Source organism: Natrinema sp. DC36, assembly GCF_020405225.1.
In the GTDB taxonomy this organism is placed as follows: domain Archaea; phylum Halobacteriota; class Halobacteria; order Halobacteriales; family Natrialbaceae; genus Natrinema.
Genome location: NZ_CP084472.1, coordinates 3753528 through 3765533, shown reverse-complemented (window position 1 = coordinate 3765533; position 12006 = coordinate 3753528). Strand labels below are relative to the sequence as shown.

Genomic DNA, 12006 nt, shown 5'->3' with positions numbered 1-12006 from the left:
CGAGCCGACCCCGCCGAACAGTTCTCGCGAGTGATAGCCCATGAGCGACGCCGACGAACCGGCGCTGGCCGTCGGTGCGGACGCGCTCACCGAACGGGGCGCAGGGCTCGAGGTAGCGGTCGTCGGCGCGGGAGCCGTCGGTGCGACCGTGGCCTACGATCTCGCGTGCGAGGGCGCGGCCGTGACGCTCTACGATCGGGGCGGCGTCGCCAGCGGAGCGACCGGGCGGGCCGCAGGAATCTGCTACGACGCCTTCGCGGACGGGCTCGACGCCGAGATCGCCGGCGACGCGATCGAGCGGTTCCGCGCGTTCTCGGGCGACGATACGTTCCCGTTCGTCGAGTGCCCCTACGTCTGGCTGGCCCGCGAAGGCGACTCCGAACGGGCCAACGCGATCCGCGACCAGGTGCGGCGGATGCAGGACAACGGCATCGTCGCCCTCGAGATCGACGGCGACGCGCTGGCGGAACGGTTTCCCGCCCTTCGGACGGACGACGTCGCCGTCGCGGGGATCGCCGGCGGGGCGGGCTACGTCGATCCGGCCGCGTACACCGCCTGCCTCGCGGCCGCGGCCACCGGTGCCGGCGCGACCCTCGAGACCGAGACGGCGGTCGACATCCGAACCGATCCCGCGCGAGTCGTTCGTCCCGATGGCGAGGTCCACGAGGTCGACGCGGTGCTCGTCGCCGCCGGCGCGCGTACCAAGGGGCTGCTCGCGGATGCGGGCATTCCCCTTGCCGTCAAGCCGTACCGCGTGCAGGCGCTGGTCGCGAACGCCGACCTCGCGGAACCGATGTGTTACGACGCGACCGGCGGCTTCTACCTGCGACCTCACGCGACCGGCCTCCTCGCGGGCGACGGGACCGAAGACCGCGAGGCCGACCCCGACGCGTACGAGCGCGACGCCGATCCCGCGTTCGCAGACGGGTTACTCGAGCGGGTTGCCCACCGGGTTCCGGGCGTCGCGGACGGCGATCGCGAACTCGAGCGGGCGTGGGCCGGCCTCTGTACGGCGACGCCCGACCGGGATCCGCTCGTCGGACGCGTTCGCGACGGGCTGTACGTCGCGACCGGATTCCAGGGCCACGGTTTCATGCGTGCGCCAGCGATCGGAGAACGGCTCGCGGAAGAAATACTCGGCGGGGACGGAATCGACGCCTTCGATCCGACGCGGTTCCGCGGCGACGAGGCGTTCGACGTCGTCGAAGGGATGGCGCTCGACCCGAACTGAGACGATCCACTGTATCGATGTCCCGGAGCGACCGCAGGACGGTTTGCGGTCGCTCCGGAACTGTCTGACAACAGTCCGTATGAGAAATCCGTCCGAGTCAGTCGTCGATAGTGACTCGCTCGGTATCGGCTCCCGAATCGGACGCGTCGGTCGCGTCAGTTGCGTCGATTTTCGTATCCGACTCTGCCTCGGACGCGTCGCTGATCGCGGAGTCCTTCGGAATTTCGACGCTCAGCGTCCCAGTTTCGGAGAGTCGCGCCGTTCCCGCGTCCGGATCGACGACCGCGTCGGTCGGCAACTCGGCGTCTGCGGACAGCGACATTCCGCGGCCGGGAAACCGCATCTCGTACCCCTCGTGGAACTGTCGGAACCGGTCGATCCGGATCTTGACGTTCCCCTCGAGATAGCGGACCTGCACGTCGTCCGGTTCGGCGCCGGGCGCGTCGAAGACGACGCGGTAGGAGGCGTCGTTCTCGAGGACGTCGACGGGCAGCGATCGGTGGTTCTGGACGCGGCCGTTCGCGCGGCCGACCTGTCGGTACAGCGCGCTACCGACCGATTTACCGAGGTCTTTGAGGGTCACGGGGCGTCACCCCGGGCGGTGCGTGGGACGCGGGCGGCGGTCGCGGGGACATGGAGAAAGGGTTTGCAGTGCATGGGAGACATGACCGTAGGAAGGGGTACGATAGCCGGATTGATATTCCTTTTGCTCGGAACAAAAGAAACGTCTGACGGGTAGGGAACTCCGCTCAGAGTTCCACCCGCTCGAGGCAGTCGGTTCCGCCACAGACCGGGCACGAGAGCTCCGAGACGTCGAAGTCGTCGGGCACGTCGTAGGTGTAGTGATTCTCGAAGATATCGAGAAAGCAGTCCTCGTCGGTACAGACGATTTCCTCAGTGGGTGGCATGTTCCATAGTAGCGTTACGACGACCATCAACGTCGGGGTTGCGGCATTCAGACGGATGTGTCTCAATTACTACGGCCAACCGTTACATCGATATTACTGCAACCCAGAAAGTCCCACCCACAGCCTCTCCCTCCCCAGCCGACTCGTTCGCTCGCTGTACTCGCTCACTCGCCCCTCGCACGAATTGTGGGCCACGCCCTCGCATCTGCTCGGGCGCACCACCAGCGCGCGCCACACGGTCGACTCCCGCTTCGTTTCGGCCGGCCGATACGACCACTGCAGTGGGCGGATCGAACGGCAGGGGCTCTCGTGTAGTCACCGTTTTACCCCTCGAGTCGCTATCGGGAGCCATGACAGACCCCGAGACGCTGGCGGTGACGATCGTCGACGGCTACGTCGACGAGCCCGCGCACTTCGGGGTGCCGCCGTACATTTCGACGTATCCCCGGTACGCAGCGGGCGCGCTCGTCGACGCGGGCGTCCCGCGCGAGCAAATCACGTACCACACGATCGATCGGCTCCGCGACGAACCTGACTACTGGCGCGACGTCGACGAGGCCGACCTGCTGGTCTACCTCGGCGGAATGACCGTCCCCGGGAAGTACGTCGGCGGCACGCCGGCCGAACCCGACGAAGTCCGAAAGCTCGCCTGGACGACCGGCGGCACGAGCCTGATGGGCGGCCCCGTCAAGTTCGGCGTCGGCGACGAGAACGCCGGCGCGACCGAGACCGAACGCCGGGATCTCGACTTCGATTTCGTCGCCAAGGGCGACGTCGAAGCCGCCGTCTACGACCTCGTCGAGAGCGGTCTCGAGGGGTTCAACAACCGAATGCGCGACGTCGACGAAGTCTCGCGGTGGGCCCAGGAGGGTGCGTTCGTGGTCGAAGAACACCCCAACCACCCGGACCACCTCATTGCGGAACTCGAGACCTCCCGCGGCTGTGCCTACCGGTGTTCGTTCTGTACGGAGCCGCTGTACGGCAACCCGTCCTTCCGGTCGCCGCCGTCGGTCGTCGGCGAGGTCGACGCGCTCTCGGATCACGGCGTGAAACACTTCCGGCTCGGCCGACAGGCCGACATCCTCGCCTACGGCGGCGACGGCGAAGCGCCCAATCCCGACGCCCTGCGACAGCTCTACAGCGGAATACGCGAGGTCGCGCCCGGCCTCGAGACGCTCCACCTCGACAACATGAACCCCATTACGATCGTCGAGTGGCCCGAAGAGAGCCGGGAGGGGATCCGGATCATCGCCGAGCACAACACGCCCGGCGACACGGCCGCGTTTGGCCTCGAGTCGGCCGACCCGGTCGTTCAGGAGGCGAACAACCTGAACGTCACCGCCGAGGAGTGTTTCGAAGCGGTCCGGATCGTCAACGAGGAGGCCGGATGGAGACCCGGAGGAGATCCTGACGCCGCGCCCACCTTCGGCGACGACGCGCCGCGCCGCCTGCCCAAGCTCCTCCCGGGAATCAACCTCCTGCACGGGCTCAAGGGCGAGCGCGAGGAGACCTACGAGCGCAATCGCGCGTTCCTCCAGCGAGTGTACGACGAGGGCTACATGCTCCGGCGGATCAACATCCGGCAGGTGATGGCCTTCGACGGCACCGACATGAGCGAGACGGGAGCCGAGATCGCAAACGAGCACAAGCAGCTGTTCAAACGCTACAAGAAGCGGGTCCGCGAGGAGATCGACAACCCGATGCTCGAGCGCGTCGCGCCCCCGGGAACCGTCCTCCCGGACGTCCACCTCGAGTACCACCAGGACGGCAAGACCTTCGGCCGGCAACTCGGCACCTACCCCCTGCTGGTCGGGATCCCGGGCGAACGCGAACTCGAGCGGACCATCGACGTCGCGGTCGTCGATCACGGCTACCGCTCGGTGACCGGCGTTCCCTACCCGCTGGATCTCAACGCGGCCTCGATGGACGAACTCGCCGCCATCCCCGGCATCGGCGACCGCACCGCGGGCGATATCGTCGTCAACCGTCCCTACGAATCCGTCGCCGACGCGTCCCTCGGAACCGAGTTCGACCTCACGCAGTTCATGACGACGCGGCCGCTCGAGCGCGCGGATTGAGTTCGATTTCGGTCGGATTCATCCCGGAACGGTCGCTTTGTCCGTTAATCGACGGCTCGGTGTCGGTAGTTCTATTATGGATGGGAATCAGAAGTGAAACAGAGGGGTCTCCCTGTGGAAATATCTGAAAAGCTGCTGTGTCTGTTCAGTACGGACGTTTCGGAAGAGGAGGATCGATACGTCATCGAGGTGCCGCGTCAGGAGATCGAGACCGGCGATATCGACCCCGGCGAGGTCTACCGCGTCGCGCTCATCTCGCGGGAGGACGAGGCGAGCACCGACGAGGGGACGGCGACCGCGACGGCCCAGAGCGCGCCGTCGGAGCCGCAGCCGCCGGTCGACGTCGGCGAAACGCGCTACGTCGAGATCGAAGACATCGGCAAGCAGGGCGACGGCATCGCCCGCGTCGAACGCGGCTACGTCATCATCGTTCCCGGTGCCGACGTCGGCGAACGCGTCAAGATCGAAGTCACCGAGGTCAAGTCGAACTTCGCCGTCGGCGAAATCATCGAGGATACGTTCTAAAAACCACCTTTTTTACCCGGGTCCTCGCGCGCCGAAGGCGCGCTCGAACCCGGGCAAAAAATCTGGACCAAAAAAGACCGAGCGCTCGCTCCGCTCACGGGCCGTCCCTCCCCGTTCGCTTTTCCGAGGGCTTCGCTCGGCCCTCGCATCGCTCGCGCTCGGGGAAACGGCGCGCTTCGCGCGCCGTACAGTGGATAATAACTGTACGAACCACTCGCTTCTACTCGAGTTACGTCACTCCTCGAGCGGCGTCCCATCGACCCGTTTCGCGCCTTCGGAGTCGTGAACGACGACCTCGCCCGGGTCGCGATCGGCGGGCTCGTAGTTGTCACGGACGGCGATGGCCTCCTCGAGTTCCCGAACGGCTCGTTCCTTGAGCGCTCGAGCCAGTTCTTCGGCATCGTCTCGCGAAATATCGCGACCGAGCCCCTCGCACTCGTGAGCCCGCACCATCCCCGCTTCGTCAACGGCCTCGCCCATCGGCTGGCTGGTCCCCGCGAGCGCGACGCTGAACGGGTAGGTTCGGCAGATCAGCGGGCGGTCGTCGTGAGCGGTACACGCGCCAGTGCCGGAGTCATCTTCCTCGTAGAACGTACAGTCGCCGCAGCCGTCGGTCTGGAGCGCCCACTCGAAGGTCTCGCCCTCGAGGTCGCCATCCTCCGTTTCCGAGAGGCCGTACGGCATCGGTCGGGCGACATCGCGCCAGTCGTAGTCGCCGTCGTAGCTGTCACTATCTCGCGGTTCCACCGCTCGATTGTCCGCGGCGCTACGCGCCGCGCTCTCCTCGAGAGTTCGCACTTCATCGGGAAAGACGGTTGCCGTGTGGTCGTCCTCGGCGTCGGCCTTGCAACAGGCCCCACAGCGGGTACACTCGAAGCCGATCGACTCGATCGCGTCCGCGAGGTCGTCGACCGCGAGTCGGCGGGCGTCGTCGAGTTCGGCCTCGAGCGATTGCACACCCGAGCGGAGGGCGTCAACGCGGAAAAGTCAGTCGTCCTCGGCGTCGGTCGCGAGCGCGGTCGCCCGCTGGCCGTCCCACTCCACGCTGTCTTCGACGGCGAGTTTCTCGAGGTGGGCGACGACCGTCGCTCGCGCGAGGTCGCGAACGCCCGAGAGGTCCTTCTCGTAGGCCGACTCGAGGACTTCCTCGAGTGACTGGGCACCCGACGTGACCGCCTCGAGTACCCGCTGCTCGCGCTCGGCCCGGTGGGAGAGCAGGCGCTCGAGGGTTTGCCGGGGAGCGTCGATTTCGGGGCCATGACCGGGATAGAGCACCGGCGGGTCAATCGCCCAGAGCCGACGCAGCGTCGTCACGTACGCGCGCATGTCGCCCTCCGGCGCGCCGACGACGACGCTTCCCTCGCGGACGGCGCAGTCGCCACACAGGATCGGCCCGCCGCGGCCGGCCTCGAGCGCGACGTGATCGGGAGCGTGTCCCGGTGCGTCGAGGACGCGGACGCGCTCGTCGCCGAGCGGGATCACTGTCCCGGGCGCGAACGTGCGGTCGGGATCGCACCCTGTCGCGTCGCGAAAGCGGTCGGTCCGGCCGTAGCGAGCCCAGACCGTCGCGTCGGTTTCGGCCGCGTACGTCTCGACGGCACCGACGTGGTCGGGGTGGGTGTGAGTGACGAAGAGGTGTTCGACGGTGTGCTCCTCGAGCAGGCGATCGATATCGTCGGTTCTCGCCGCCGGATCGACGAGTATCGCCGGATCGCGGTCGGCGTCCTGTTCCCCCCGCTCGTCGGCCGAGGACGACCCAGTCGCGCCGACGAGGTAGGCGTTGGTCTTCCCGCCGGGAGCGCGCGTCGCGACCGGGACGGGACAGCGAGTGACGTGCATGACTCGAGAGTACGACCGAGCAAAAAAGGATGTATCGGCACGTATCGACGCCGACCGGTCCCCCATTCCCTCGAACAGTGGAGACCGTATTGGCGGGCGGTCGGAACGAGACGGTCAGTTCTTGAGGAAGTAAACCTGCTTGCGCGCGTCGCGGAAACTGTACCGCGAGCCGACGAGGCCGACATCCTCGAGTCGGTTGAGCGCGTAGCGAACGGTGCGGTCGGGGAGCAGCGATTCCTCGGCGAGTTGGCCCTGCGAAAGCGGCGAGTCGGCCTCCAGCACTTTCGCGACGAGCTTCGCGCTCGGCGGTAAGTCGCGGAGTCGATCGCGGTATTCGTCCTCTGACAGGGTCTCCTCGGCTGCGGCGCCACGATCCTCGGCTGTACTCGTGCTCATACCTACTGCAGCGAAACCGTCGATGGTAAAGCTTCCCTATATGTGGATACGAATACTGTAGTTTGTATAAGGCATATGAATGAGGTATTAACACAGATGAATGATTGCCGGTTTTCGGCATCGAGACCCGTTCGAACCAGGCTATTACGGGTTTCGTTTCGTCAGCAACTCGTCAGCGGACTCCAGTATCGTTTTATCCCATCGCTACAGTAGATTCGCTCAGTGTGAAAGGACAGGAGTGGTACCAAGCCGACGACATCGCCGAGGAATACGACGACAAGCGATTCTCCCGGGGCGGTCAGCTGATCGACCGTCGGGAGAAAGCGGCCGTTCTCGAGTCCATCATGCCCGTCGAGGACAAGAAGGTCCTCGAGATCGCCTGTGGTACCGGGCGGTTTACGGTCATGTTAGCCCATCAGGGAGCCGACGTCGTTGGGCTGGACATCTCGGCGGCGATGTTACAGCAGGGACGACGGAAGGCTCGGAACGCGGACATCGCGGGTACGCTCGAGTTCCTCCGAGGTGACGCGGGACGGCTCCCCTTCCCGGATGATCACTTCGATACCGTCATCGCGATGCGGTTTTTCCACCTCGCGGACGATCCGGAGGCGTTCCTGGCGGAGATGCGACGCGTCTCCAGCGATCAGATCGTCTTCGACACGTTCAACCGCTTTTCGTCGCGGAGCATCTACAACTGGGCGCTCCCGATGGGGTCGCGGCTCTACTCGAAGAGCGAGGTCGCGGTCCTGCTCGCGAAGACGGATCTGACGCTCGTCGACGTCGAGGACGACTTCCTCCTCCCCTACGGACTGTATCGGTCGATTCCCAACGGGCTCGCGTCGCCGCTGCGCGCGCTCGATAACGCCGTCGGAGAACTGCCGGTCACCGACCACTTCGCGTCGGTGTCGTACTGGAGCGCGCGCGTCCGCTGATCGAACCGATCTGAATCCCATCTATTTACTATCAGGAGCCCCTATCGGATGCTATGGAGCTCTCGGTAGTCGTCTCGACGCTGAACGACCGGGAGCGATTGCTGTCGTGTCTCGACGCCCTCACGGAACGAACGCCGTCATCGACGGAGGTCATCGTCGTCAACGGGCCATCCTCTGACGGGACGACCGGCGTCGTCCGCGACCGCGAGGACATCGACGTCCTCGTCGAAATATCCGAGCGGAACTCGAGCGTCTCCCGAAACGCCGGCCTCGAACTCGCGACGGGCGAGGTCGTCGCGTTCCTCGACGGCGGGTACGCAATCGATCACAGCTGGTATCCGGCCATCGACGAGGCGATGGCCGGCGCGACTGACGTCGTCACCGGCCCCGTAACGGGCGGCCCCGCTAGTGGAGACCGGCAGTCACCACAGCAGGTCGCCGGTCGATCGGTAACCCACTTTCACGGCGGCAACGTCGCCTTCGAACGGTCCGTCCTCGAGGACCTGAACGGCTTCGACGAGTACCTCGAGGAAGCGAGCGAACGCGATTGCGCACACCGAACGGCCGGCCTCGAGTACGAGGTGTCGTGGGACGCGGCCATGGCCGCCCGCTGCGAGATCGGGACCGACGGCGGTGAGGCGATCGACGTGGGGCGATCCGCGTCGGAACTCCGTTCCGACGGCGGCCGGGCCGATCCCGACTGGGGAGCGACCTACCGGTCGCTGTCCTACCGACTGGCGAAGAACTACGGGCTGCGACCGAGCGTCCTCGCCCGGACCGCCGGCAGCGCGCTGGGAGAGGGTGCCGCCGGCGTCCGTCGGCTGGCAGCGGGCGAGGCGACGCCGACGGGATGGGTATCCGACGGCACGGCCGTCGTCACGAACATCACGCGCGGCCTCTGGGACGGCGTTCGCGCACGGTATCGGGATCGGTCGAGTCGGCGCAACCCGAACGGGATCGCCGAGCGCCACGACCGAGCGGTCCGGGTCTACGACTGGCGGTGATCGGCGATCGCACCGGACGCGGTCGCTCACTCCCCGCGGAATTCCGGTTCCCTGTCCTCGAGTCGAACTTCGAACCCTTCCCGGTAGTCGTGGGTGTCGTCGACCTCGTATGCAAGCTTGCGTTCGTAGGCGAGCCCCTGCTCGAGCGCGCCCGCTCGCTCGGCGGCGTCGAGGATCGCTCGCGCGATCCGATCCTTGACCGAGTAGGGGTTGGCCGCCTCGAGCTTCCCGAAGCAGTTGTCGGCGACGCTCTCCAGTCGCAACAGCGGTGTCTCGCCGATCAGGTCGGCGACGGTCTCAACGGCATCGATGTCAGCTGTGGGTTCGGCGGTTCCGTCCATTGGTTCAGTCGACCGGAGCCACCCCGCTGCCAGTTCCCCCGAACGTCTTCGGGCCTCGACGAGGACGCTCGAGGCTCAAAGGGCCGTTTGAGCTTGGGGTGGGTTTATTCTCGTCTCCGGCGGTCGATCACCTATGGATCGACGACAGTTCCTCGCGGCCTCGAGTATCGGCCTGACGACAGCGGTGGCTGGCTGTGCGGGAAGCCCGCTCAGTAGCGGCGACGGCGGAACGGAGCCGGACGACGAACCCGAATCGAATTCGGACACCACTCCCGAATCGGAATCCGGCGCGACCGACGCGGACGGCGAAATCACGGTTAGCGCCAGCGGGGACGTGGAAACGGAACCGGACCAGGCGGTCGTCAGCCTCGGCGTCGAGGCGTCAGGCGAGAGCGCCGAGGGCGTCACCGACGCGCTCTCGAGCGGTGCCGAAGCGCTTCGTACAGCGTTCGACGACCTCGGGATCCCCGAGGAGAACGTCGAGGAGGGACAGTACCGGGTCCATCAGATGCGCGGCCGAGCGGACGACGGGTTCGAGGGGACGCACTCGTTCGAGGTGACCGTCGCCGACGTCGACCGCGTCGGCGAGATCATCGACGGTGCGGTCGCGGCCGGTGCGGACCACGTGGGGTACGTGAGCTTTACCCTGAAAGAGGAAACGCGGTCCGAACGCCGAAAGGACGCGATCGACGCGGCACTGGCGAACGCCGACGAGGAGGCGGGTCACGTCGCCGACAACCGCGGCGTCGAACTCGAGGGAGCGACGGCCGTTACGACCGGCGACGTGCAGATCCATTCCGTCCGTCGTGAAACCGCGGCCACCGACGATGCGGCCAGCGGCGGGGCACCGCCGACGGAGATCGACGCGGAGTCGGTCAGCGTCAGCGCCAGCGTGACCGTCACGTACGCGTTCACGAGGTGACCGGCAGGGCACGACACCGACGTCCGCGACGGCGGCTCAATGAAGCTCGATTCTGAGCGACGCGATCGTGTCACAGCAGCGAGTTTTGGCTTACCTAAAACCGAACGCTTTTTACAATTGTTAGGCCTCCCTAAACCACATGGAATTGGAATCGACGCAGCAGTTCGACCGAAGTCGACGAGCGTTCGTGGCGGGGGGGATCGCGGCCGGGAGCGCAGCACTGGCCGGCTGTCTCGGCGGGGACGGCGATTCGGAGGACGGATCCGGCTCGTACACGGTGTCGATGGCACCGATGGATGAGATCGAATTCGACGGCGTCCCCGAAGACGCGATGGTCACCTTCGCGCACTACGCCGACATGGCGGTCGCGCTCGGCCACGGTGACGCCGTAAACTCGCTGCACGCTCCGGAGATGTCGGGATCGACGATGAACAAGTTCTACGAGCGACTCGAGGGCATCTCATTCGACTGGGAGGGCCTGGAGAACCCGCTCAAGGACGGTGTGACGGAGGAGGAACTCTACGACTACGATAGCGACGTTCACTTCCTCGATCCGTCGTACGTGCTGACGACCCAGGACGATTGGGACGAATCGACCGTCGACGAGATCGCCGACACGATCGCCCCGTGGGTCGGCAGCTATCACAGCGGCGTTCACAGCGACCCGGCTCCGGCGTACGCCGACAGCTACGAGTACTACACCCTCTGGGAACTCTTCGAGAAGGTCGCGGCCGTCTTTCAGGAACGAGAGCGATACGAGGCGCTCGCAAGCGTCTACGAGGAAACGATGTCGGAGATCGAATCGAACCTGCCGCCCGAGAGCGATCGGCCGACGGTCGCACGCGCCACGCTGGGCGACGGCGTGTTCTACACGTACAATCTCAACACGCCCGGCTTCTGGCAGGCGGAAACGCGACCGCTCGGTGCCCGCGACGCGCTCGCCAACGTGGAATGGTCGGGCGACTGGGGGACCGTCAACTACGAGACGATGCTCGACGCGGATCCGGATATCATCCTCCACCTCTGGGGAATTACGCCAAATTATGCCATCGAAGACGTTCGCGACCGAATGGAATCGCACTCCGCCGGCAGCGAGTTGAGAGCAGTACAAAACGACCGGGTCCTCGCCAGCGGCATGCGCTATCAGGGCCCCATCATGAACCTCTTCCAGCTCGAGATGACCGCCAAGCAGCTCTACCCCGACCAATTCGGCGAGTGGCCCGGCTACGAATCAGGCAGTCCGTACCCGGAGATTCCGACGGACGAGCAGCTGTTCGATCGCGACCGAGTCGCGAACATCGTCACCGGCGGAAGCGACAACGGGGAGTGAAGAGCACGATACCGTGTAGACGGACAGAGACCGCGACGATAGGTCGGAAGGGACAGGACAGTTCCGCCGGCGTCTTTTTCGCTCGAGCGGCCCTCGAGACGGTGCGCTTCGATCGTGGTTCCTCCTCGCTGCGGCGGTGTGTTTCCTTCGGGGAGACCAGCCAGTGACCCGGCTGACGAACCTCGCTCCAAATGCGGGTGTTCAAGCAACTTCTGGAACGGGTGATGGGAGACGAGTAGTGGAGAAAACGCATCTCGAAAGCGACAGAGCCCCACCCCCCGAATAAATACCAGCTTTGTATAATAGTTCTCTACCAGTTATTTATATTGTATAGATATATACTGCTTTTGAGCATATATTCCTGACTAATATAACAATACCAGTAGAATTCGACAATATAATTGAACTAGCAGACATTAAATCACCATATATAGCAGTATTCCAGCTATTTTATACCCTGTGGTGTTACAGCTTCTACCAGCAGGGGATCGAGTTCTGAA

12 protein-coding genes and 2 pseudogenes are annotated in these 12006 nt (G+C 65.2%); 7 read left to right on the top strand and 7 right to left on the bottom strand.

Annotated elements, in window-relative coordinates:
• Positions 1 to 40: 40 nt before the first annotated feature.
• Positions 41 to 1231 carry an FAD-binding oxidoreductase gene (locus LDH74_RS19150; RefSeq protein WP_226040263.1) on the top strand — a complete coding sequence of 397 codons (1191 nt, stop codon included), beginning with the start codon at positions 41 to 43 and terminating at the stop codon, positions 1229 to 1231.
• Positions 1232 to 1328: 97 nt separating this feature from the next.
• On the opposite strand, the gene LDH74_RS19145 is transcribed toward LDH74_RS19150, so the two are convergent.
• Positions 1329 to 1814, bottom strand: coding sequence for an Hsp20/alpha crystallin family protein (locus LDH74_RS19145; RefSeq protein ID WP_226040262.1), 486 nt, complete (start codon positions 1812 to 1814; stop codon positions 1329 to 1331).
• A 166-nt stretch (positions 1815 to 1980) separates the two neighbouring features.
• Positions 1981 to 2139: a hypothetical protein gene (locus LDH74_RS19140; protein ID WP_226040261.1), complete on the bottom strand. Its 159-nt coding sequence runs from the start codon at positions 2137 to 2139 to the stop codon at positions 1981 to 1983.
• Between the two features lie 350 nt (positions 2140 to 2489).
• On the opposite strand from LDH74_RS19140, the gene LDH74_RS19135 reads away from it, so the two are divergent.
• Entirely contained in the window at positions 2490 to 4217 is a 1728-nt protein-coding gene (locus LDH74_RS19135; protein WP_226040260.1) for a radical SAM protein, read from the top strand.
• A gap of 114 nt (positions 4218 to 4331) precedes the next feature.
• Positions 4332 to 4742 carry a TRAM domain-containing protein gene (locus LDH74_RS19130; RefSeq protein WP_226040259.1) on the top strand — a complete coding sequence of 137 codons (411 nt, stop codon included), beginning with the start codon at positions 4332 to 4334 and terminating at the stop codon, positions 4740 to 4742.
• A 234-nt stretch (positions 4743 to 4976) separates the two neighbouring features.
• Here LDH74_RS19130 and LDH74_RS19125 read toward each other — a convergent pair whose 3' ends face one another.
• The 3 genes from LDH74_RS19125 to LDH74_RS19115 all read right to left on the bottom strand — a co-directional run bounded on the left by LDH74_RS19125 (position 4977) and on the right by LDH74_RS19115 (position 6977).
• Positions 4977 to 5699, bottom strand: coding sequence for a YkgJ family cysteine cluster protein (locus LDH74_RS19125; protein WP_226040258.1), 723 nt, complete (start codon positions 5697 to 5699; stop codon positions 4977 to 4979).
• Positions 5700 to 5729: 30 nt separating this feature from the next.
• Positions 5730 to 6581 carry an MBL fold metallo-hydrolase gene (locus LDH74_RS19120; RefSeq protein ID WP_226040257.1) on the bottom strand — a complete coding sequence of 284 codons (852 nt, stop codon included), beginning with the start codon at positions 6579 to 6581 and terminating at the stop codon, positions 5730 to 5732.
• Between the two features lie 114 nt (positions 6582 to 6695).
• A complete protein-coding gene (locus tag LDH74_RS19115) occupies positions 6696 to 6977 on the bottom strand; it encodes a helix-turn-helix domain-containing protein (RefSeq protein WP_098724663.1) in 282 nt (93 codons plus the stop codon).
• A gap of 224 nt (positions 6978 to 7201) precedes the next feature.
• Here LDH74_RS19115 and LDH74_RS19110 point away from each other — a divergent pair, with 224 nt between their 5' ends.
• Both LDH74_RS19110 and LDH74_RS19105 read left to right on the top strand, forming a co-directional pair.
• Positions 7202 to 7909 carry a class I SAM-dependent methyltransferase gene (locus tag LDH74_RS19110; protein ID WP_226040256.1) on the top strand — a complete coding sequence of 236 codons (708 nt, stop codon included), beginning with the start codon at positions 7202 to 7204 and terminating at the stop codon, positions 7907 to 7909.
• A 53-nt stretch (positions 7910 to 7962) separates the two neighbouring features.
• Positions 7963 to 8913 carry a glycosyltransferase family A protein gene (locus tag LDH74_RS19105; RefSeq protein ID WP_226040255.1) on the top strand — a complete coding sequence of 317 codons (951 nt, stop codon included), beginning with the start codon at positions 7963 to 7965 and terminating at the stop codon, positions 8911 to 8913.
• 26 nt (positions 8914 to 8939) lie between these two features.
• On the opposite strand, the pseudogene LDH74_RS26675 reads toward LDH74_RS19105, so the two are convergent.
• Both LDH74_RS26675 and LDH74_RS26670 read right to left on the bottom strand, forming a co-directional pair.
• Positions 8940 to 9059 (bottom strand): annotated as a pseudogene (locus LDH74_RS26675) (enoyl-CoA hydratase/isomerase family protein); the annotation flags it as partial.
• Positions 9054 to 9254, bottom strand: a pseudogene (locus tag LDH74_RS26670) (cysteine synthase A); the annotation flags it as partial. The pseudogenes LDH74_RS26675 and LDH74_RS26670, both read right to left, overlap by 6 nt.
• A gap of 133 nt (positions 9255 to 9387) precedes the next feature.
• Between LDH74_RS26670 and LDH74_RS19095 the strand changes: the two are divergent.
• Both LDH74_RS19095 and LDH74_RS19090 read left to right on the top strand, forming a co-directional pair.
• Positions 9388 to 10176, top strand: a complete 789-nt coding sequence (locus tag LDH74_RS19095) for an SIMPL domain-containing protein (RefSeq protein WP_226040253.1) — start codon at positions 9388 to 9390, stop codon at positions 10174 to 10176.
• 145 nt (positions 10177 to 10321) lie between these two features.
• Positions 10322 to 11506, top strand: coding sequence for an ABC transporter substrate-binding protein (locus tag LDH74_RS19090; protein ID WP_226042565.1), 1185 nt, complete (start codon positions 10322 to 10324; stop codon positions 11504 to 11506).
• Positions 11507 to 12006: the final 500 nt, after the last annotated feature.

What these genes read in the sequence shown, in the direction of transcription:
- LDH74_RS19150 (WP_226040263.1), top strand. Translation starts at nt 41, where the DNA reads ATGAGCGACGCCGACGAACCGGCGCTGGCCGTCGGTGCGGACGCGCTC.
- LDH74_RS19140 (WP_226040261.1), bottom strand. Translation starts at nt 2,139, where the DNA reads ATGCCACCCACTGAGGAAATCGTCTGTACCGACGAGGACTGCTTTCTC.
- LDH74_RS19135 (WP_226040260.1), top strand. Translation starts at nt 2,490, where the DNA reads ATGACAGACCCCGAGACGCTGGCGGTGACGATCGTCGACGGCTACGTC.
- LDH74_RS19120 (WP_226040257.1), bottom strand. Translation starts at nt 6,581, where the DNA reads ATGCACGTCACTCGCTGTCCCGTCCCGGTCGCGACGCGCGCTCCCGGC.
- LDH74_RS19115 (WP_098724663.1), bottom strand. Translation starts at nt 6,977, where the DNA reads ATGAGCACGAGTACAGCCGAGGATCGTGGCGCCGCAGCCGAGGAGACC.
- LDH74_RS19105 (WP_226040255.1), top strand. Translation starts at nt 7,963, where the DNA reads ATGGAGCTCTCGGTAGTCGTCTCGACGCTGAACGACCGGGAGCGATTG.
- LDH74_RS19095 (WP_226040253.1), top strand. Translation starts at nt 9,388, where the DNA reads ATGGATCGACGACAGTTCCTCGCGGCCTCGAGTATCGGCCTGACGACA.